At 33.6% G+C, this 19,727-nt stretch carries 15 protein-coding genes; 4 read left to right on the forward strand and 11 right to left on the reverse strand.

The genetic code is table 11. From position 1 onward, the window contains the following. Positions 1–351: 351 nt before the first annotated feature. On the reverse strand, positions 352–1,494 hold the full coding sequence (locus ABD859_RS15100) for an Atu1372/SO_1960 family protein (RefSeq protein WP_345145415.1): 1,143 nt from the start codon (positions 1,492–1,494) through the stop codon (positions 352–354). Between the two features lie 67 nt (positions 1,495–1,561). On the opposite strand from ABD859_RS15100, the gene ABD859_RS15105 reads away from it, so the two are divergent. Continuing rightward, positions 1,562–2,362, forward strand: a complete 801-nt coding sequence (locus ABD859_RS15105) for an AraC family transcriptional regulator (RefSeq protein ID WP_345145416.1) — start codon at positions 1,562–1,564, stop codon at positions 2,360–2,362. A 485-nt stretch (positions 2,363–2,847) separates the two neighbouring features. On the opposite strand, the gene ABD859_RS15110 is transcribed toward ABD859_RS15105, so the two are convergent. Together ABD859_RS15110 and ABD859_RS15115 are read right to left on the reverse strand one after the other, a co-directional pair. Beyond that, a complete protein-coding gene (locus ABD859_RS15110; protein ID WP_345145417.1) occupies positions 2,848–3,888 on the reverse strand; it encodes a nucleoid-associated protein in 1,041 nt (346 codons plus the stop codon). Next, positions 3,885–6,521 carry a PD-(D/E)XK nuclease domain-containing protein gene (locus ABD859_RS15115; RefSeq protein WP_345145418.1) on the reverse strand — a complete coding sequence of 879 codons (2,637 nt, stop codon included), beginning with the start codon at positions 6,519–6,521 and terminating at the stop codon, positions 3,885–3,887. The genes ABD859_RS15110 and ABD859_RS15115 overlap by 4 nt, the downstream gene beginning before the upstream one ends. A gap of 544 nt (positions 6,522–7,065) precedes the next feature. On the opposite strand from ABD859_RS15115, the gene ABD859_RS15120 reads away from it, so the two are divergent. Further along, positions 7,066–7,368, forward strand: a complete 303-nt coding sequence (locus tag ABD859_RS15120; protein ID WP_345145419.1) for a hypothetical protein — start codon at positions 7,066–7,068, stop codon at positions 7,366–7,368. After that, complete coding sequence (locus tag ABD859_RS15125) at positions 7,352–8,188, forward strand: putative phage abortive infection protein (protein WP_345145420.1); 837 nt, start codon at positions 7,352–7,354, stop codon at positions 8,186–8,188. Before ABD859_RS15120 ends, ABD859_RS15125 begins: the two co-directional genes overlap by 17 nt. Before the next feature lie 149 nt (positions 8,189–8,337). On the opposite strand, the gene ABD859_RS15130 is transcribed toward ABD859_RS15125, so the two are convergent. Continuing rightward, positions 8,338–8,511 carry a hypothetical protein gene (locus ABD859_RS15130; protein WP_345145421.1) on the reverse strand — a complete coding sequence of 58 codons (174 nt, stop codon included), beginning with the start codon at positions 8,509–8,511 and terminating at the stop codon, positions 8,338–8,340. A gap of 718 nt (positions 8,512–9,229) precedes the next feature. After that, positions 9,230–9,535: a hypothetical protein gene (locus ABD859_RS15135; RefSeq protein ID WP_345145422.1), complete on the reverse strand. Its 306-nt coding sequence runs from the start codon at positions 9,533–9,535 to the stop codon at positions 9,230–9,232. 97 nt (positions 9,536–9,632) lie between these two features. Between ABD859_RS15135 and ABD859_RS15140 the strand changes: the two genes are divergently transcribed. Beyond that, entirely contained in the window at positions 9,633–9,845 is a 213-nt protein-coding gene (locus ABD859_RS15140) for a helix-turn-helix domain-containing protein (RefSeq protein ID WP_345145423.1), read from the forward strand. An 84-nt stretch (positions 9,846–9,929) separates the two neighbouring features. On the opposite strand, the gene ABD859_RS15145 is transcribed toward ABD859_RS15140, so the two are convergent. The 6 genes from ABD859_RS15145 to ABD859_RS15170 form a co-directional block, all read right to left on the reverse strand. Beyond that, entirely contained in the window at positions 9,930–11,732 is a 1,803-nt protein-coding gene (locus ABD859_RS15145; protein WP_345145424.1) for a glycoside hydrolase family 2 protein, read from the reverse strand. 185 nt (positions 11,733–11,917) lie between these two features. Further along, positions 11,918–13,330 carry a hypothetical protein gene (locus tag ABD859_RS15150; RefSeq protein WP_345145425.1) on the reverse strand — a complete coding sequence of 471 codons (1,413 nt, stop codon included), beginning with the start codon at positions 13,328–13,330 and terminating at the stop codon, positions 11,918–11,920. 112 nt (positions 13,331–13,442) lie between these two features. After that, positions 13,443–14,342, reverse strand: coding sequence for a PKD domain-containing protein (locus ABD859_RS15155; protein WP_345145426.1), 900 nt, complete (start codon positions 14,340–14,342; stop codon positions 13,443–13,445). 77 nt (positions 14,343–14,419) lie between these two features. Further along, on the reverse strand, positions 14,420–16,666 hold the full coding sequence (locus ABD859_RS15160) for a glycoside hydrolase family 3 N-terminal domain-containing protein (RefSeq protein ID WP_345145427.1): 2,247 nt from the start codon (positions 16,664–16,666) through the stop codon (positions 14,420–14,422). A 176-nt stretch (positions 16,667–16,842) separates the two neighbouring features. Continuing rightward, positions 16,843–17,937, reverse strand: coding sequence for an endo-1,4-beta-xylanase (locus ABD859_RS15165; RefSeq protein ID WP_345145428.1), 1,095 nt, complete (start codon positions 17,935–17,937; stop codon positions 16,843–16,845). 190 nt (positions 17,938–18,127) lie between these two features. Then, positions 18,128–19,720 carry a RagB/SusD family nutrient uptake outer membrane protein gene (locus ABD859_RS15170; protein ID WP_345145429.1) on the reverse strand — a complete coding sequence of 531 codons (1,593 nt, stop codon included), beginning with the start codon at positions 19,718–19,720 and terminating at the stop codon, positions 18,128–18,130. Between the last annotated feature and the right edge of the window lie 7 nt (positions 19,721–19,727).

Here is a 19,727-nt window from a genome sequence, read left to right on the forward strand (position 1 = left end):
AAAATTCTTCTAGTTCAAACAATTTCTTTTTGATCTGTGAGTATATAAAAACATTGTTAATTTTATACTCCTTCAAATTTTATTTTGATTTTAAAAGAATAGACAAATCAGTCTCAATTAATTAATTATTTATATTACATAATTATTTATAAGCTTTTAGTAATTTTTGCCTTTTGTAACTCTTTATGAGAGTTAAATTTGTACTGTACCTATAGGTAAACTTAAAAAAAAATGATGAAAAAGCCAATAATTTCTGGTATCTAAATATTGGCAGCGGTGCCTTTCTGAAAAACTTAAAAACCTCTAACATTGTTAGAGTTTTTTTATTTTATGTTTCAAAAATCAGTACTATTATTGCTCAACTTCAAAAACAGCTTGTATTTCTACCGAAGAATTTACAGGAATAGAAGATGCTCCAAAAGTAGCTCTGGCATGTTTTCCTTTTTCACCAAAGATTTCCACTGTCAGGTTTGAAGCGATGTTCATTAAATCGGCATGTTTGGTGTAATCGTCTTTTGTATTGAAAATTCCTGTAAGCTGTACACAACGTTTTACACGATTTAAATCGCCGTCAACGGCTTCATTTAAAACAGAAATTACGTTTAGCATGGTTAATTCCGTTGCTTCTTTTACTTGATTTTCATCTACATTTACTCCTAGTTTTCCCGGGTTCAGGATTTTTCCATCCTTTAAAGCGACCTGATTAATGAAAACCAAATTTCCTGTTCGTACATAAGGCTGATAATTTCCTGCTGGCTTTGGCACTTGAGGCAACACAATATTCTTAGATTTTAAAATCGTATTAATTGAAGGTTCTTCTTTTACCGAGATTTCTTTTTTAGAAAAAGTTCCTTTTAAAGCCGACGCCACTTTTGCGAAGTTTTTCCCTTGTAATGCTGCCAGATAACGTTCGCTTTCTGTTGGTCTTTTGACATCTTTTAAAGAAGCCAGACTTGTAGTTCCTAAAACCGAATTTCCCTGCGGTACTTTCTTGTCTATTTTTTCATCGCCTCTAATTCCGTTTGGTACTAAAACCATTCCGTGAACGGCCAGACTATTCCAAAAAGACTGTAATGCCAATTCTTTTCCCGCACCGCTTCCAGCCGACATAAAGACCGTTGCGGGCATTCCTTCCAAAGCGTGATTCGACCATAAATTCACCGTTTTAGAAAGAAACTCACTCATCGCTGTACTGATGTTTCCGAAATAAACAGGCGAACCAAATGCGATTCCGTCATACGATGTTAATTCGTCAACGGTTGCAACGGGCAAATCTTTTAATTTTGAATTTGTCGATTCCTTTACCAGTTTTATAACGGCTTTTGAATTGGGGTCGCTTTCGATTCCTTTCGCAATTTCTTGGGCTAATTCATAAGTTCCTCCATTATCCGAATGAATCAGAACTAATATATTGGTTTTCTTATTTTGTGCTTCCATCGTATTCATCGTTAATGCCGTTAAAATAACAATCAAAAAGAGCTGTAGATTTTTCATGTTCTTGTAAATTATATTCATTCACAAAATTAACGATGACGTTTTTATTAACTTTGCCAAAAAGTACATGCAGAACGCCAATACAAAATGTGGCTTATCCGAAAAAAAGGAAGGTCAGTTTGAAGACAACTTACAAACAAATGCTTATGTCTGGTACGATAAAAACTGGCAGCATGACAATTACGTTCACACCCACAAACGGTATCAGCTGACTTATGTAGAAGAAGGTTATCAATATTTTCATATTGAAGAAAGAACTTATCTTGTTCCGCAAAATCATGTGATCTGGATTCCAACCCAAAAAGAGCACCGCATTTCTTCTGAATCTAAAACCGTAAACCTCATCATTGCTTTGTTTAAAACGGTTCCTGAACACGATTTTTATCAAAAGGTTCATGTGTTTTCGGCGCCGAATGTTTTAAAAGAAATGATTTTGTATGCCCAAAAATGGGATAAACTGCTAACCGAAAACGAAGAACAAGCTGCTTTTTTAAATGCCCTTTTAATGAGTCTGTCTCACTTTTGTCAGGAAAACAATTCTTTGCAAATTCCCGTTCCTGCCGACAGCCGTTTAATTCCGGTTTGCGATTACATCAATAAAAATTATCAATATGCTTTTGAAATTGACGAATTGGCCAATCTGGCTCAAATGTCCGTTCGAAGTTTACAACGTATTTTTAAACAGAAAACCAATATCACCCTTCAAAAATACCTGCAGTTAATTCGTATCCTGAAAAGCATCGAACTTCTAGACAGCAAAGAATATACGTTGAGCCAGATTGCGCATTTGGTTGGATACAAAAGTCTTTCGGCTTTTAGTACTTCTTATTTTGGGGTTTTGATGGAGAAGCCGAGGGTTAGGAAATGAGGTTTAAGGGAAGTCTTGGTTGTATTCTTGTTTCTTGTTTCTTGTTTCTTGTTTCTTTTTACTATTAATAATTTTTGATTGTATAAAAAGATTTTTTTAATAAAGTACATTTTAATTTAGAAGGCAGATGTATTGTTAGAAAGCCGGTACCAAATCTGGCCATTGCGAGCACTAATTTCTCGTCATCAACTTTCTTAAACTAAATTTGCTATATTAACCTCCTGATATCTTTTTCCGTAAAGTGGATTTCATTGTGCAAAAATTCAATTTCACCATGGCTGTAATTAATCCTGACCGAAACTTTTCTATTGGTTTCGGCCACGACTATCTTTAACATTTTGCAACAACTTCTATGCCCAGCGTCCATATGATTGTTTCGTACAATTTTCTCTAAATTAAGCAGTCTCCTTAATTATCTTGTCTGCAATTGAGCTGTTGCCATCTTCTTTGTGACCTTCTCCCATTGATTTAATAATAAAAACTAATTACTTTTCTTCTTCATAATAAATTTTATAGAATTTTCTTCCGTCCTTTTCTATACCTTTTTCTATCAAATCTTTATTTCCGTGAATATAAATATCAAAATTCCTGTCCAATTTTAGAACGCTTTTGAATATACGTGATTGTTTTTTAACAGCCTGTGATGAAATTTGAAAATTATCAGAGATATCTACATTTTTATTTCCTCTATACTCTTTGTCATAACTTCTGAACGATTGAATCATTTCAGGATCATCAAACACAGCTTCTTCAAAACTTTTCTTCTCAAATCTATCGTGTGTTTTAAAATATTCAACTGAACGATTTAATAGATCTATCTTATCTGCTTTACTTACCTCAAATTCCTCTGAAAGCTGCTTAGTGACAAAATCTTTTGTTATTGAAAGAAAATTTTTAGTAAAATGATATTCATCTGAAAGTGGTTTAACACTTAAAAAGTCATCTTTCCAATATTGTGTATCATTAGATTTATTTGAATCGACAATGCACACTTTAAATCCATTTTGAACCTGCTGTTCAAATACTAAGCATCCTTTATCAAGTCTGCCTACATTAACTCCGTTATCATATCTTATAACATAATTATCTTTGGTTGAATCAAATTTTAAAAATATATCTTTAACCTCAGTTTTAAACACACCTATCGCATTTGTTTCAATTCCATCTAAAATAATATTTTCAAACAGGCATACCGTAAACTCTCCTCCATTTACTTTCGGATGAGTCGAATTTGAGTATAAATGTTTAGAAAGTTCAACAGAATTTTCATAAAATGAATCAGTATCCGAAAATATTCTGCTGATTAAAGTGTACACAGCATTTAATGAAAGTTCTGTAGGATTGGTAAAATTGAACTTTTCATTATCAACAAAAGATGACAGAAAATACTTTAATAAATATTTTTTAGTATCTCCATCAGGCAAACTTACCTCTCCATCTGAAATTTTTATTCCTTCGTCTCTCAATTTGTTTCCAACAAAATGAGTAGCCATATTCTTTAGTTTAACTCCTGTAAAATCTATCATTTTATTATATTAAATAATTTTAGTTTTTCAAGTTTAAGATTTTCAATTTCCTTTCCTAATTCCTTTTCGAGATTTGCAATACTTGATAAGGCTTTTACTGAATCTGTTTTAATCAAATATGGAGCAGATTTAAATACTCCGTCAAATTCTGGTTTATTTTTCAGAGCATTTGAAAAATTAAAAGTCACTTTATAAAGACCATTTTTTATGTTTAAAAAACTGAACTTATAAAGAACTCGCATTTCCTCTAAAAATATAGACCCTTTTGCATTCTGCTCGCTTAGCTCCGTTAGAGTTTGAAGTCCTTTCCCTTCAAAATTTATAACCAGATCCTTATCTACCTTATCACGATAAAGTTCTGGTATTTGAGTGTGCTCATCAAACTTAAATTTTATTGACTGAATATCAGCTTCATGAAACATCGTTGATGAAGCAATATTACTGAAACTTAGCAAGAAATTTACTCGTTCTGTGTTGGAACTGAAATTTTTGAACATAACTTTAATTTTTTCCTCTTCAATAAAATCTATTCTTTTAAATTCTTCTTCAACAAGTTTGACAAGACGGTTTACAATATATTTGTCTGCTTTACTGATCGTATTTTCAGTTACCACAACTAATTGGTTGTCTTTTTTCTTAATTACTACTTCTGCTTTTCCTGGTTTGGTATTTACTAATAAACTACTTGTAGGATCTTTCGTTTCGGTAACCAATGTTAATTTGTATTCATCTTTCGCTGGATTGGCTTCAAATTTTAAGTTGTCCGGATTTATTATTTTTACATTTAATCCATCTGTCAAATTATCGGTATTTATTTTCACTTTCTTAAAAACAGAGTCTAATGTTTCATCTTGCTTAATATTAAAAAAAGCATCCGAGCTGTTTATAGTTTTTCCTTTTATGTCAATATAGGATTTAAAATCTTCAAGCTCTCTTGGACTGAAAAGCAAAGAGCTCATCAATTCTATCAACTTTTTGATATCTGCATTTTTTGTATAAATCCCTTTTTTTGCAAGGAAAAATTTAATATCGTTTGCTGTAATTGCATCAGTTTTAAGAAAAGGCTTTATAATATCTCCATAAGGAAGTATATTGATAAAAGCTTCATTTAAATGCTTAGAATTAACTAAAGATGTTTGACTATCTTCATCGTAAACTTCATTTTTATTGGTAATTGTTTTGATATTTGATAATGAATCTAATGCTTCAGAATCAATATTGTGGTATTTTAGGATAGTAACTTTCTCATCCAATAATTCTTCATTAAAGGAACGAATAATTTCAAGAGCATCATTTTTATCTTCTACCTCATTATAATCTGGAAAATAAAGCAGATATTCATTACCATAACCGCTAGTAAGACTTATAGTTAACCATATAAGTTTCTTTAATGCTTCAGCTGAATACGGATCAGAGCAGAACAGAAGAAAGCTAATTTTCGATTTACTTTCCTTAGTAATTGGAATTACAGAAGAATTAATAAATTGAGGCGGAAGTTTTAATCCTCTTTCTCCAATATGCTGTGGACTCTGATTAGCTTCAGTAATTGGGTATGCAAATTTAACAGGAACATCTGGCCTGTAATTTTTTGCAGTCGTTATACTGCTAATCAAAAAATTTGCTTTATTATTATCAATTAAAAAGTAAGTCATTTTTTCATTGAGCAGGTTTCTTTTGTAGTTTTCTTTACTAAAATGAATAAAATCCCTCGAAACTTCATCGTTATCAGTTGAAAGCCAAAATAAGAAACTGTAAACGTCGGTTGATTCATATCGCTTAAGTGGAATTTTATTTTTTTCCTCTAAATCATTATAAACCACATCTGCATCATAAAGATATTTTTCGATTTCTGTTTTTGAAGAATCGGGATATTTGACTGAGTGAAGAGATGAAATCATTATAAAATCTCCAGATTTTTCTTTTAATTTACTTTCAAAATCTCCAACAAAATTCACACAATGTAAATCATTTTCCTCTGTTTTTTCATTGAATAGTTCAACCGAATAATTTTCTCCAAACTGATGCCATCCGATGAGTTCTAAAATTTTTTTTACTATTCTGTGATTAATAGGGATATTTTGATTCTCAACGGGTGGCGCCAATGAAGCAAAAGGGTTAGAATCTAACTGGTTTTCAACTGCGACAATCCATTCTAAAAGCTTTTTATCAAAATCAGCTCTCGATATTTCTTCACCAATAATAGAACTTGTTCCAAATTCTAAAGTTAAGGCTTTTACAATAAGTTCTCTAACCTGAGACGAAATCTTAGGTTTGTTTTTTCCTTCATAGTATCTATCTATTTTTGTCGATGCCTGATCAATAAGTACCTGAGTGTTTAAAGGCTTAATTTCTCCAATTTTGACTTTGCCAATATCAGTTGCTTTGAATAGTTTCTGATCTACACTTCCAATGACTATCAATTCATAATTAGAAGCAATTGGCGATTCGGCTTCAAGCTCTTCACACCATTTTTTTGCAGCAGAGTGACGGATTATATTCTCAGAAGATTTTACCTGACATAATTTTACACTACCATCTGAATATTTCCATCTAATATCTACTTTTTCTGACTCATCTAATGGCTCAAGCGTAACTGATGTCCAATGATTATCACTTTCAAGTGTATCTAACACACAAATAATTGTTTGTATTAGATAACCCCGTATTCCTGCATTCCCTCCCATAAATACTTATATGTTTTGTATTAATAATTATCAAGTCAGATCAACTTCTGAAAATTCTACTTGGTTAGATTGCTAAAATAAAAATTTTCTTATTATAACTGACTACAATTTATGTTTACTTTCACTTAAAATGAGTAAAAGCTTTATAGTTTTTGAGCTTAAAAATTCAAACAATAATGACTATCTGCAAACAATTATGGCACCTAAAAAAAAAATAAAATATATGCAAGAAAAAATCATAAGAAAACAATCAACTTTACTTGACAAGAAATATAATTCTAAACACACACAATACGTATTTATACTGTTTTTTAATTATTTTTAAAATCGAGGCGGTTAGAAACTCAACTTTTAATTTTTCACATGATAACACTCATAAATCAGTATGGATGCTACATTATTTTCTTATAAAAATAATATTAGACAATAAATAATATCTTTTATCTTAGCCGTTTTAAAACTAAATTGGTTGAACTGCCTACCCTATTAAATTATGATAATTAAAACTGGAATAAATGTTAAATGCAAAAAATGCAATAAAATTCACGAAATAAATCCTGAAGATTTTGATGAAGCTGAAACTAACTATGACGAAAGGAATATGGGGTATGAGATTCAGTCAATATGGGAGTACGAATTCAATTGCGATGAATGCGGCAATGAACTAAAGATTCTTATTGAAGGATATGAATACCCTGCAGGTGTCTTAAATTATCAAGAATTTAATGTGGAAGGCTGTATTATTGTCGTTGAGCCTACGTTAGAAGTAAATTATAACGATGAGGAAGATTTGTAAAAGATATTGGCCCTTAATATTAGTAATTGCGGTTTACTTAATCTGCCTTACTATTTACTTCTGTAATTTTCATTCAGGATTCTCAAAAGAGAAAGGTGAATGGGGAACTTTTGGAGACTTCTTTGGAGGTACTTTAAGCCCTCTAATCGGAATAATCTCTATAATTCTTACTTATGATGTAATAAAAAACCAGTCACAGGAGACAAAACAGTCAGAATTTAAAAATATATTTCAAATTCTTTTTGATGGTATTCCTGAAAAAGAGAATATAATTGAAACTAAAAAAAGAATAGCAAAGAAAGGAGTAGTAACACTTGTAGGACAAAAAGCCTTGTTTCGAATAAACAAGGATATTGAAGCAGTGTATCAAGCAGAAAAAAGAAAAAAAAGTAATACTAATATTCCTAATATTGATATATTTAAAAAGTCATTCTGGACAGTTTACGATAATATAAATGGTTCCTCATCACCATTTATGAAAATCCTACATAATTGCCTAAAAGCAATTGACAACCATTGTCTTGAAGAGCGACAAGAAGCTTATTCATCATTACTAAGAGCGCAACTTCATAAAGATGAGCTTATCTTTATATTTTATAACGCAATCTCAAGCGAAGATTTTTCAGATTTTAAGAAAAGAGTAGAAAAATATTCCATCTTAAAAGATCTTGTCGATTACAAATTTCCTGACGGTATTCAAGATTTGAGAGAGCTTTATAATGCAAGTGCATTTATAGAAGATAAAAAGGTGAGAACAAAAATAGAACACCATAATACTGTGTTCAGCTTTGAACTAAATTTTACTTTCAATAAAAAGTAGGAATAAATATTAAGATATAAGGAATCTTGTTCTATTTTTTATTTTATTTTTTTAATCTTTTCATAAATCATGCTAATGAGAAATAAGGTTGTAGAGATTTCTTAAGATAATTTTTTTGCATAAAAAAAAGGGAGTAAAACTCCCTTTTTTTAACATTTTTTTTCCAATGTTAATGTCTCTGACGAAAAAGTTTTAATTTCTAGTTTATTCATTCGAGAAAAATACTTTACAGCAATAGTATTTCCTTGAATATTAAAAATAGTCATTTTTACTTCTGGATTAGAATTTAGATGTACAACATCTCCAAGCATGAATTTTTTCATGATAAAAAGTTTTTAAGTTAAAGAAGGAGATTATCTAAGACTTTAAAGTCTAATTATTTGAAGTTATCACTGATAACTAATTATTGTGAAGTATGAACTCTTAAAAACTATTGAGTAAAACAAAAATATCAATATTTATATCTAACTTGAAAAAAAAAATGTTAATTTTTCTAATATTTCAATGATAAGCTACAAATGTTAGAAAGCGTGTAAAAATAGTTTTCAAAAAACTTTTTCTTATTAGAATTAACAAAAAAGATAAAACAACAATTGATAAAATTTCGCAAAAATGTAATCTAGTTTTTGCATATCAAACTCTTAGTACCATAAGAGGACAACATAAACCTTATATCAAAAGCTTTAAACTGAATGACATCAAAAACAACATTACTCTAAAGTATTCATTACAATTCTTTGGAAGATATTTTCAAAATGTATAAAATAACATAAAAACATCAATATCATATCTCCTAAGTTATAAATATTCATATTTAAAATTTCTCGTACTTTTAACCTATATTGTGGTCAAAATTTTGAAGTAAACTTTTTTTTCCGTGTCAGCTCTTAAATAAAAATATAAAGCCTAGTATCTATTAGGATCTTAATAATACCAAACAAAACCTCTTTATAGGCCAAAAGAGCTTCAACAGATATGACTTTTTTATTATTAAGTATAGTATCATTAAATCCTATAATAAAAAACAATAATGCTGAAGCCTTACTTTTCAATATCTACCCCAACCCTATGCAACTCATCCAACAACTCCATTTCATCATTAGGCAAAAGTTGCAAAGCCATTTCAACTAAAATCATGGCATCAGAAAAAGGTTTGGTAGAACTTTCGCTTTGGAGCATTGTAATACTTGCTTTTAACAAAGCAGTAACGATAATATTTAATTCACTATAACAAGACACATTCAGCATTGCGGAAAAAGAATCGTTATTAGGTTTGAGTTTATTAAAATAGTTTCCTTTATTCACTATTTCTAATAATTCTGTTACTGCTTTTTGTTGTGTTTCCATGAGTTTAATTTTAGTCATTTTTACCAGTTATCATATATGATAACCTATAATTGCAAATATATAACAAATTTTGAATTATCATAAAAGATAATTCGAAATGAGCGAAACCATACAACAGAAAGTAGGAAAGAGAATTGTAGAAATCAGAACACAAAAATATATTTCCCAACAAGAATTAGCATCCAAATGCAATTTTGAAAAAAGTAATATGTCTAGATTGGAGAAAGGAAATGTAAATGCAACTCTTTCTACACTTGAAAAAGTTTGTGATGCTCTCCAAATAGAATATATTGAATTGTTTAAATTTTAGGAATGATTCAGCATTCAACAAAAAAACAAAAAACCTCCAAAATCAAAACTTGACTTTGAAGGTTTTTCACTTTATCTAAAACTCTTATTTATATTCTTCTTCTTTCTGCTTGTACCAATCTTTCATCACATAAAAAGCTTTCTTTTTAATTCCCTGATCGGAGATTAAACCTTTACGGTTAAAGAAATCCTGAATGTCCGGCAATTGTCTTCTTGGTGATCTGAAATCGACTAAAATCCAAGGAGAAACTCCGGCTAAACCTTCAATTCTATTAAACATCTGTGTGTTTTGAATGTATAATTCTTCCTGATATTCTTCGTTCCAGCGTTCTTTTTTATCGCCGTGACGACCTTGTAAAGCCTCGCCTCCAAATTCGCTGATGATAACGGGTTTGTTGTACGGAATCACCCATTGCATGTCTTTACACGTTTCGTTGGTTCCTCTGTACCAGCCCAAATATTGGTTGAAACTTACAATATCAACAAACTCATTCATATTGTCATGAAGTGTATTCACGTTGTTCGGACTTTTGGTTACTTCCATCGCCATACTAATCAAACGGGTATTGTCCTGCGTACGCGCATATTTTGCGAGTTTGCTCAGGAAAACATCTCTTTCGTCGCTATGAGGCGTTTCGTTGGCAATTGACCAGATTACGATTCCACAGCGGTTTTTATCTCGGTAAATCATATCGTGCAACTGACGCTCGGCATTGGCATACGTATCTGGATTTGTCCACGAAATGGTCCAATAAACAGGAACTTCAGACCAAATCATGATGCCCATTTTTTCGGCTTCTTTTACCATGTTTTCGTTGTGCGGATAATGCGCCAGACGAACATAATTACAGCCTAATTCTTTTGCCCAGTTTAATAAGGTTTTAGCATCGTCTTCAGACCACGCTCTTCCTGATCTAAAAGGAGCTTCTTCGTGAATACTGATGCCTCGTAAAAAGACTTTTTTTCCGTTCAACAGAATTTCTTTTCCTTTGGCTTCAATAGTTCTAAAACCAATTTGATCGGCAATATTTTCATCTTCTTTGCTAATCGTTACATCGTATAACTTTGGTTTTTCAGGCGTCCATAAAACCGGATTGGCTTTTATTTCAAAATACGCTATTCCTTTAGCATCCGTGGTAACGTTCTTTTTGATTTTCAATTCGGGAATAGAAACCGAAACGGATTGATTGGCGGTTTCACTATTTAGTTTTATAAATCCTGTAATCTTTCCTTTTTCTTTTTTATCCAATTGAACCAAATAATCTTCGATATATGTATTGGGTACCGAAGCCAGCGTTACGTCTCTTGTGATGCCGCCGTAATTCCACCAATCCATATTTACAGTTGGAACATTGTCTTTGTGGCGTTTGTTGTCAACTTTTACTACTACGAAATTATTTCCGTCAACCAATAAATCGGTTACATCAAAATTGAAAGGCGTATAACCGCCAACGTGTATTCCTGCCATTTTTCCGTTTACGTAGACTTTTGCATCGTAATTGACTGCTCCAAAATGCAGAATCCCTTTGGTTTTAGCATCTTTTTTATAATTAAAGTCTTTCTGAAACCAAACAGTTCCTTCATAAAAAAACAGTCTTTCGTCTTTCGAATTCCAGTCAGACGGAATGTCCATTGTGGCAGAAGTCGCGAAATTATATTCGGTTAAATCTGTGGTGTTCCATTTTTTATTCTCGAAAAATCCGTTGTTTTTAAAAGGCATTAAACGGTAATCGTAATAACCATTTTCAAGCGGATCTACGATATAACTCCATTTTCCGTTTAAGGTAATAGTGTTCCTCGACGAAATGTTGGAAACTAACGGAATTTCCTGCGCCATTGCTTTCCCCATCAGCAGAAAAGTACAGCACAGCATTACAATTTTTTTCATAGTTTTTATTTTTAATTATATGACTTCAATCAGCTGCTTAATTTTGACGCGGATTACACGGATTCGTTATCACGAAGACGCGTATAAAAACGGATTTTTTTAATAATATAAAATCCGTTTTTTTCTGCGCTTTTGCGAAAGCAAATCTGTTTTATCAGCGTTCTATTTTTATGCTGAATGTATTTTTAATTCTTTTTATCAAAATAACGCGTCAATTCGTAGGCGTTGTCATTGATGATTTTCATTTCTTTTAATAAAGGCTGATACGGTTCGAAATTGCTGTTTACGATTCCTTTATTAGAATCCCTGTTTGAATAATCAGTACTCAAATCTGCGGGATCGTTGTCCATGTATTTGAACCAATGCCAGCCGACCGAGTTCTTATTTTTCAATAATTCTAAAGTGAAATTCTGGTAAAAAAGTCCTCTTTCTTTCTGTGTTCGCACCAGCCATCCTGCGCCCGTATTATTCGGCAAACCTGAATCTTCTCCTTTGGTGTACCATTCGGTAATCAAAAACGGTTTTCCCGACCATTCTCCCCAATTGTTCATGAGTTCCTGACTTGGCTCCCATTTTCTGTAATGGTTAATCGAAATAATATCCATATACTTTCCGGCTACTTTAAAAATCTCCGGATTGGTTAATTCCTGCTCTTTATCCTGATTAAAACGGCATCCTAAATACATATGGTTTGGGTCTGCTTTTTTCAAAGCTTCCGTTACTTTTTTCATGTACGTTTCAAAGTAAAATGCCGTAAATGCCACTCTATCTTCCTGTGTAATGTCTGATGCCGATGCATTGAATCCTTTTCGCTGATCAAACCATTCTTTTGCAGCCAAATATCCTTGTTCGTCTTTGGCCAATAAAGTTAAATGTTTATCTAATGCGTCGTTGTACCACGGCAATTCATTATCTGTAAAATAACCCATCAAATACTTATCATTTTTGTATTGAGAGACTTCTGAAATCGCTTTTTCGATGTATTGGTCAAATTCTTTATCAAAAACCATCACCAAATCAAAACGGTAATTCTGCCAGCTGGCTTGTTTGTATTTGCCTCCAAATTTTTTAATATGATCAGAATGATACATTCCCATTGGCGAAATAATCACGGTATACACCAGCGGATTTTCGGCATTTCGAACCAACTCAACATTCGACCACGCTCCTACGCCATTGAATCCGTTATCACGAAGTAATTTTGATTCTTGTTTTACCCAGTTTTCTTTGCTCCCGTATTTGGCATCAAATGCTTTCTGCTGATTTTCAGAACGTCCAGCATTAAAAACAGCAACTCCTTTAAAAATATACGGATAACCTTCAGGATCAATAATCCACCATCTGTTGTCTACTTTTTGGGTTCTAAAAAATCCTGTCGCTTCTTTCTGCCACATTTTAGAACTGCCAAAAACTGAAGTTGGTTCTGGCTTTTTGGTTTTAAATCCAGGCAGTTTGTCAATTGTTTTGGCATCATACGCTACCCATTTTGGATCTAAGGCATTTTGTCTGGCTTCAACTTTTTGATACGCTATTTTCTTCTGTGCTTGTATGGAAGTCAGGCTTATAAAGCAGAGTAAGACATAAATAGAATGTTTCATTTAATTCATTTTTATTGTTTTTTTGAGAAATTTGGGGTGTTGGTTTGTAAAGCTTTGTCAAAGTTTAAAACTTTGACAAAGCTGCTTACGTTTTGCTATGCGGTAAAAAAAATTATTTAGACAAATAGATATGATCAATATCGAAAGTGTAATTATTTAAAGCTCTTACATCTTCTGGATCAACACTTCTTAATACTAAAATATCTTTGATTTTCGTAAGGTCTAATGCCGGATTTTGTTTCTTATAATCTGCAATTGGGATTTTAACCATATTCCAGCTTCCGTCTCTTTTTAATCCGTACAGGTTGCTTGTCGCGTCAAATTCTACATAACCTGTGTTTGAAGCGTCTTTCATTCTAAATCTGATTTTTCCGGTACTTGTCGTTCTTACCGCCATATTGATATACGTGTAAGACGAAATATCAGTGAAATTCACAAACTGTAAAATTGCCATTGCCCATTTGGCTTCTGTCGCTGGTGGCGTTGCAGGTAATGAGAAACTTCTAAATGCGCCTTCATATCCATCTTCAGCCACTTCTTTAATCACAAACTGATTGCTTGAAACCCAGTTTAAAACTGGAGCCGTTTTGGTAAAATCAGGATTTTCAGAATAGATTTTCAAGGCATCAGCAGGAACAACAATTGGCGGTGTCGGCGGTGCTTCAACCTCAACGGTAAAAGTTTTCTTTTGGATCGTATTATCTGTATGCGTTATTTCAAGCGTTGCGGTAAAAGTTCCTGCTTTGGTATACTTCACTTCAACTGTCGGCTCGATAGAAGCTCCTGGAGAACCGCCTTGAAAGGTCCATTTTATGGCTCTTACTTTGGTTGAAGAATCCGTATACGTTACCGTTTCTCCTCCTTTAATAGCTGTATTGGTTGAAGTCGCGTTGAGTTCTCCTTTTTTATAAAGATAAACTTCGCGAACATCATCTTCGCAGGAAAGCAAACCCACAAAAAGTACAAATACGAAATATTTTAACTGTGCTATATAATTTAGTTTTATAGTCATGATTTCATTTTTTTTGGTTAATAATTGGTTAGCTGTAAAGTTTTATTGCCGGGGCAAAAGACTTTGGTGACCTAAATTTATTTCAGTACAAACTGTTTGTTCTGATTCCCGATTTGAACTTTGAAAGTTCCTTTTTCAGAAATCCATTTTAGGTCGTTATTAACGAACTGTAAATCTTTTTGATTTAATGTAAATTGAACTGTTTTGGTTTCGTTTGGTGCCAAAACAATTTTTTCAAAACGTTTTAAGGCTTTTACTTCTGGCGTAATACTGGCGTATAAATCACTCAAATACAATAAAACCGATTCTTTTCCGGCCATTCTTCCTGTATTGGTTACGTCAACGCTTACCTTAATTTCGTCGTTTGAATTAACCTCAGTTTTATCTAATTTCAGATTCGAATATTCAAAAGTCGTGTACGATAATCCTGTTCCAAACTCAAACTGCGGATTGTAACTTCTTTGGTATTTCGCATCGTCGTTTTGTTCGCTGTCGGCTAAACTTTCGGTGTATTTACGATTGTATTTTTCTAATGAATTCGGGAATCTTGGGTAATTGTACGGAAGCCTTCCGCTCGGGTTTACTTCACCGTACAAAATAGCGGCCAATGCTCTTCCTCCTTCATTTCCGGGTAAATAACACTGAACAATGGCATCTATTTTGTCCTCAAAATCACTAATTAATCGAGGTCTTCCTTCATTCAAAACCAAAATAATCGGTTTGTTTAATTTCACTAAAGCCAATGCCAGCTTAATCTGCGGTGCCGTGATGTATAAACTGGTAATATCTCCGGGCGTTTCGGTGTAATTTTTTTCGCCTAAACAAAGAATGATTTTCGAAGCATCTTTTGCCAAAGCAACCGCTTTATTAATCTCGTCTTCGTTTTCTAATGCTAGATCAGCGCCTTTGGTATACAATACGTTTGATGTTCCCGCTTTTTGCTGAATAGCCTCTAGAATCGTTAATTTATCTGGAACTAATTCATCGGTTTTATCGCCCTGCCAAGTGTACGTCCATCCTCCGTTTAACGCCACCATACTATTTGCTGTTGGACCAGTAACTAGTATTTTTTCGTTTTTGTTTAATGGAAGAACCGCATTTTTATTCCTTAACAAAGTGATCGATTCTGCTGCCGCATTGTACGCTTCATTGATAAATTCTGCCGAACCGAATTTTGGATATTGTTTTGGATCTGCAACCGTTCCTTCAAATAAATTCAATTCGATTTTCATTTTCAGGATTCGGCTTACAGCGTCGTCAATGCGTGACATCGGAATTTCTCCTTTATTCACTAAGTCTAATAAATCGATACAAAATGAATAATCTTCTGGAACCATACTCATATCAACTCCTGCTAAAACAGCGATTTTTACGGCTTCTCTATTGGTTTCAGCCACTTTATGACGCGTGTGCAGGTAAATAATGTCTTTCCAATCGGTTACAACAACTCCTTTAAAACCTAGTTCTTTTTTCAAAACATCGGTAATCAGGTATTTACTGGCGTGAACCGGAGTTCCGTTGATTTCACCCGAACTGATCATAACACTTTTTGCTCCGGCTTTGATCGCTGCTTCGTAAATTGGAAGATCAAATTGTCGTAAAACACGTTCCGGAATAATACTCGGTGTTCTGTCTTTTCCTGTTGTCGTGCTTCCATAACCGATAAAATGTTTCATACAAGACGCCACATGGTATTTTGAACCGATGTTACCGCCTTCAAAACCATTTACCATCGCTTCTCCCATTCGAGATGTCAAATAGGTATCTTCACCAAAAGATTCCCAAATTCTTGACCAAGCTGGGTTTCTCGGTAAATCTAAGTCTGGAGAAAACACCCACGGAATCGAAGATGCTCTGGTTTCGTAAGCCGAAATTTCCGCTCCTTTTTTAACAATTTCTGTATTGAAAGTCGCAGCCATTCCAATCTGCTGCGGAAACAAAGTCGCTCCCATAGTATAACTCGCACCATGGATGGCATCGATTCCGTACAAAACAGGAATTGGCAGTCGGTTTTTACTGTTGGCATTATGAATCGTTGTCATAATCTGCCTCCATTCTTTTGTATCAGGCGAATAACGATTTGGCGTATTTAATACCGAACCAATGTAATATTTCTGAATGCCTTCGTTGAGTTTTGCCAGACTAAGTCCCGGTTTTCCTTTTTCTTCAAAAGTGCCTAAAGTAATCTGAGTCATCTGTCCGATTTTTTCCTCCAAAGTCATTTTCGAAAGCAGTTCGGCTATTTTTTTATCTGTCGCGTTATTTTGCGCTGAACCAATGGTACAGTAAAAAGTAAGCAACAGTAATGTAATTGTTCTTTTCATTTGAAATATTTTGTGAAGAATATAGAAGATAGAGTATAGAAAAAAGACTTTCTCTTTAATCTTAAATAATATTAACTCTCTATATTTTTCTATTTTCTATTTTCTATTCTCTTTTCTCTATTTTCTATTCTCTTTTCTCTATTTTCTATTTTCTATATTCTATTCTCTAAAAACTCCTATTTTAACCCGTCTAAAAATCCCTGATACGCTGGTTTTTTATTGTAATCAGCATCTAAAAGCAATGGATATTCTTTGTAATGCCAGAAGCTTGTCAGCCATGTATATTTATCGGTTACACCCCAGGTTGAGATTGCGAATTTCTGTGCCTGCGGTAATTCTTCGTACATCGTTGTGATGTATTTATACGTTTCGGCTTGTTTTTGAGCTTCGGTATCGTTAAACACATACGAATCTGATTTTCCAGTATTTACCTTGATATCTAATTCTGAAATGTGAATTAATAATCCCGTTGAAGCCATATCTGTAAATCCGGTTTTCATGGTTTGTCTGTTGGTGTCTGTTGCATAGTGAAACTGATCTCCCAAACCGTCAATTGGTACTCCGTTGGCTTTGAATCTCGTTACCATTTTTTTGATCGCTGCTCTTTTTCCGCCATCGATAACTACGCTGTAATCGTTGTAAAATAATTTCGCATCTGGATCTGCTGCTTTTGCGTAGCGGAAACATCTTCCGTAAAATCCAATTGGGTCTTTAAATAATGAATTAATTACAGTTTCGTTTCGCATAGCGCCTCCATCGGCAAAAACTTCATTCACAACATCCCAGCTTTTTACTCTGCCTTTGTAACGGCCTACAACATCGGTAATATAAACTTTGACTTTAGCTTCAAAAGCAATCGAATCATATTTAGCATTTTTAAACCATTCTGGAAATGAATCATACCAAACCAAAGTATGTCCGTGCACTTCCATGTTATTGTCTTTGGCAAAACTGACTAAGTAATCGGCAGCTGTATAATTGTAAGCTGTCGCTGATGTCCAAATACTCGCCATCTTCATTTCGAATTCTCCTGTAATCTGATTGTAATGTTTTAAAACGGCATTTTTGTAATTGGCTTCGTTTTGCAGATCTTTCATTTTTACTGCAGCGCCGATTTTAAATTTGGCTTTTTCTTTCAGCGTCTGCGTAATCGGATTTGGACCGCCTGTATCGCCTTCGTCTGCATATTTTAAAACTACTTTTTCGTCGTCACTGCAAGAAGCAAAAAGCAAAGCGGTTAATGCTCCTAGAATATATTGTTTACGTGTCATGATTTTTCTTTTTTGAATCCGGAAGCTTTGATTTACCTCAACTTCCGGATTGGTTATTACTAACTTTAACCTTAACTTTTATTTTTTTTTAAACACATAGAGACATAGATTTTGAAAGCTCGATAAAGGCGTTTCACTTGTTTAAATTCACATAGTAAAAGCCATGTATGTGTCTATGTGTTAGAAAAATTTAGTTATATCCAACATTAAATCCTGCTGGTTTTCCCATTAAATCAATCTGACTCTGCGGAATCGGCATATTGACCATTGCAGGCGTCATTTTTAACTGAACTTCTCCTGAAAGCGTTCCAGACGGACTTGAACGGAAATATAAATTTTGTCTTTCTACTAAAAGTCCTAATCGTTTCAACAAGAACCATCTGTTGTTTTCAAAAGCCAGTTCTCTTGCTGATTCGTCTAAATAGTTGTTTAAAGTCCAAGAAGTTAAATCAAAAGTCGTTACAGCGCTTTCTGGATTTCCTGTATAACCTCTTCTTCTTACTTTGTTTAAATAAGCTAATGCTTTGGTGTCGTTTCCTAAATTATGATAGGCTTCTGATGCCAGTAAATAGGTTTCTGCCAGTCTGTAATACATATAATCTTTGTAACTGTTAGAAGTCATTGGTAGTTTTTCGGTATCATGGTATTTTTTCAAACTCCAATGCCATGCTCTGTAATTTCCGTTTGGCGCAGCAATTGCCGGATTGGTAATCGGCTGTCCAAATTTTGGATTTCCAGGAACATTGATTTTATAATCCTGATAATTATCGGAATAATAATAGGTTTTGAATCGTAAATCGTTTGTCTGATCGTAAAGTGATTTCAAATAATTGTTTGGATAAAACCATCCTAAAGATTGTCCGCCATAAGCAACATCCTGAATCAGTTCGCTGGTATTTAATTCATAAGTTCTGTGTGTAAAAACACTTCCTAACCAAAAACCGCCGCCTCCAGCAAGATCATCACTTGGTCCTAATAAAAAGTCTCTTTGATACGTAAAAAGTGATTCTTTATGATTGGCATTTTGTCCCCAAACATCAATAAGTGCTACTAAACCATGTGTTCCATCGTTAATAATCGCATCAAACTGCGCCGCTGCTCCTGCCCAGTCTTGCTGCCATAAAGCACTTTTACCGCGAATGTGTCTTGCAACTCCCTGACCATAACGTCCTGGATCTACCTTAAAAGGAAGATTAGCAATCGCGTAATCCAAATCGCCGTCAATTAATTTGTAAACGTCAGCATCACTGGCTACTTTATATTCTACTGGATCATTGATATTTTGTGGTGTTGTCGGAATCGTGTCAATTAAAATCCCTCCGTACATTTGTTTTAAATCCAAATACAATTCACCTCTAATAACGCGTGCTTGTGCCACTAATCTTTTTTTAGCATTTTCATCCATAGAAATCGAACGTGCTGATGTAATAATTGCTGAACATCTGTCGATGATTTTATAACCCTGAATCCATTTTGAACCCGTAAAAGACTGCGGATTATGCCCCGTTCCGTAAGGAGTGTTCCAAGTTCTGTGCAGTCCTAAATCGGTTGCCACCATAAAGAATACATTGGCCCACAAATCGGGGTTATCTCCAGATGGCGAATTATAAAAACGCATTTGATTGTAAAGTGCATTTACTCCAACTTCTAAACCTGCTGGAGTAGTGTAGATATAATCTACTGATACTTGATCTTTTACGTTTTCTTCTAGAAAGTCTTCGCAGGAAGTAAGTCCAAGAGAAAGACCGAATACCAAAAGAAATAGAAAATTTATATTTTTCATGATCTTG

This window comes from Flavobacterium ginsengiterrae (genome assembly GCF_039539785.1).
Taxonomy (GTDB): Bacteria; Bacteroidota; Bacteroidia; order Flavobacteriales; family Flavobacteriaceae; genus Flavobacterium; species Flavobacterium ginsengiterrae.

Excerpts from the sequence above, each read along its gene's own strand:
- ABD859_RS15105 (WP_345145416.1), top strand. The coding sequence starts at position 1,562 with ATGCAGAACGCCAATACAAAATGTGGCTTATCCGAAAAAAAGGAAGGT.
- ABD859_RS15130 (WP_345145421.1), bottom strand. The coding sequence starts at position 8,511 with ATGAAAAAATTCATGCTTGGAGATGTTGTACATCTAAATTCTAATCCA.
- ABD859_RS15125 (WP_345145420.1), top strand. The coding sequence starts at position 7,352 with ATGAGGAAGATTTGTAAAAGATATTGGCCCTTAATATTAGTAATTGCG.
- ABD859_RS15170 (WP_345145429.1), bottom strand. The coding sequence starts at position 19,720 with ATGAAAAATATAAATTTTCTATTTCTTTTGGTATTCGGTCTTTCTCTT.
- ABD859_RS15150 (WP_345145425.1), bottom strand. The coding sequence starts at position 13,330 with ATGAAACATTCTATTTATGTCTTACTCTGCTTTATAAGCCTGACTTCC.
- ABD859_RS15140 (WP_345145423.1), top strand. The coding sequence starts at position 9,633 with ATGAGCGAAACCATACAACAGAAAGTAGGAAAGAGAATTGTAGAAATC.
- ABD859_RS15145 (WP_345145424.1), bottom strand. The coding sequence starts at position 11,732 with ATGAAAAAAATTGTAATGCTGTGCTGTACTTTTCTGCTGATGGGGAAA.
- ABD859_RS15155 (WP_345145426.1), bottom strand. The coding sequence starts at position 14,342 with ATGACTATAAAACTAAATTATATAGCACAGTTAAAATATTTCGTATTT.
- ABD859_RS15160 (WP_345145427.1), bottom strand. The coding sequence starts at position 16,666 with ATGAAAAGAACAATTACATTACTGTTGCTTACTTTTTACTGTACCATT.
- ABD859_RS15135 (WP_345145422.1), bottom strand. The coding sequence starts at position 9,535 with ATGGAAACACAACAAAAAGCAGTAACAGAATTATTAGAAATAGTGAAT.
- ABD859_RS15120 (WP_345145419.1), top strand. The coding sequence starts at position 7,066 with ATGATAATTAAAACTGGAATAAATGTTAAATGCAAAAAATGCAATAAA.
- ABD859_RS15100 (WP_345145415.1), bottom strand. The coding sequence starts at position 1,494 with ATGAAAAATCTACAGCTCTTTTTGATTGTTATTTTAACGGCATTAACG.
- ABD859_RS15110 (WP_345145417.1), bottom strand. The coding sequence starts at position 3,888 with ATGATAGATTTTACAGGAGTTAAACTAAAGAATATGGCTACTCATTTT.
- ABD859_RS15165 (WP_345145428.1), bottom strand. The coding sequence starts at position 17,937 with ATGACACGTAAACAATATATTCTAGGAGCATTAACCGCTTTGCTTTTT.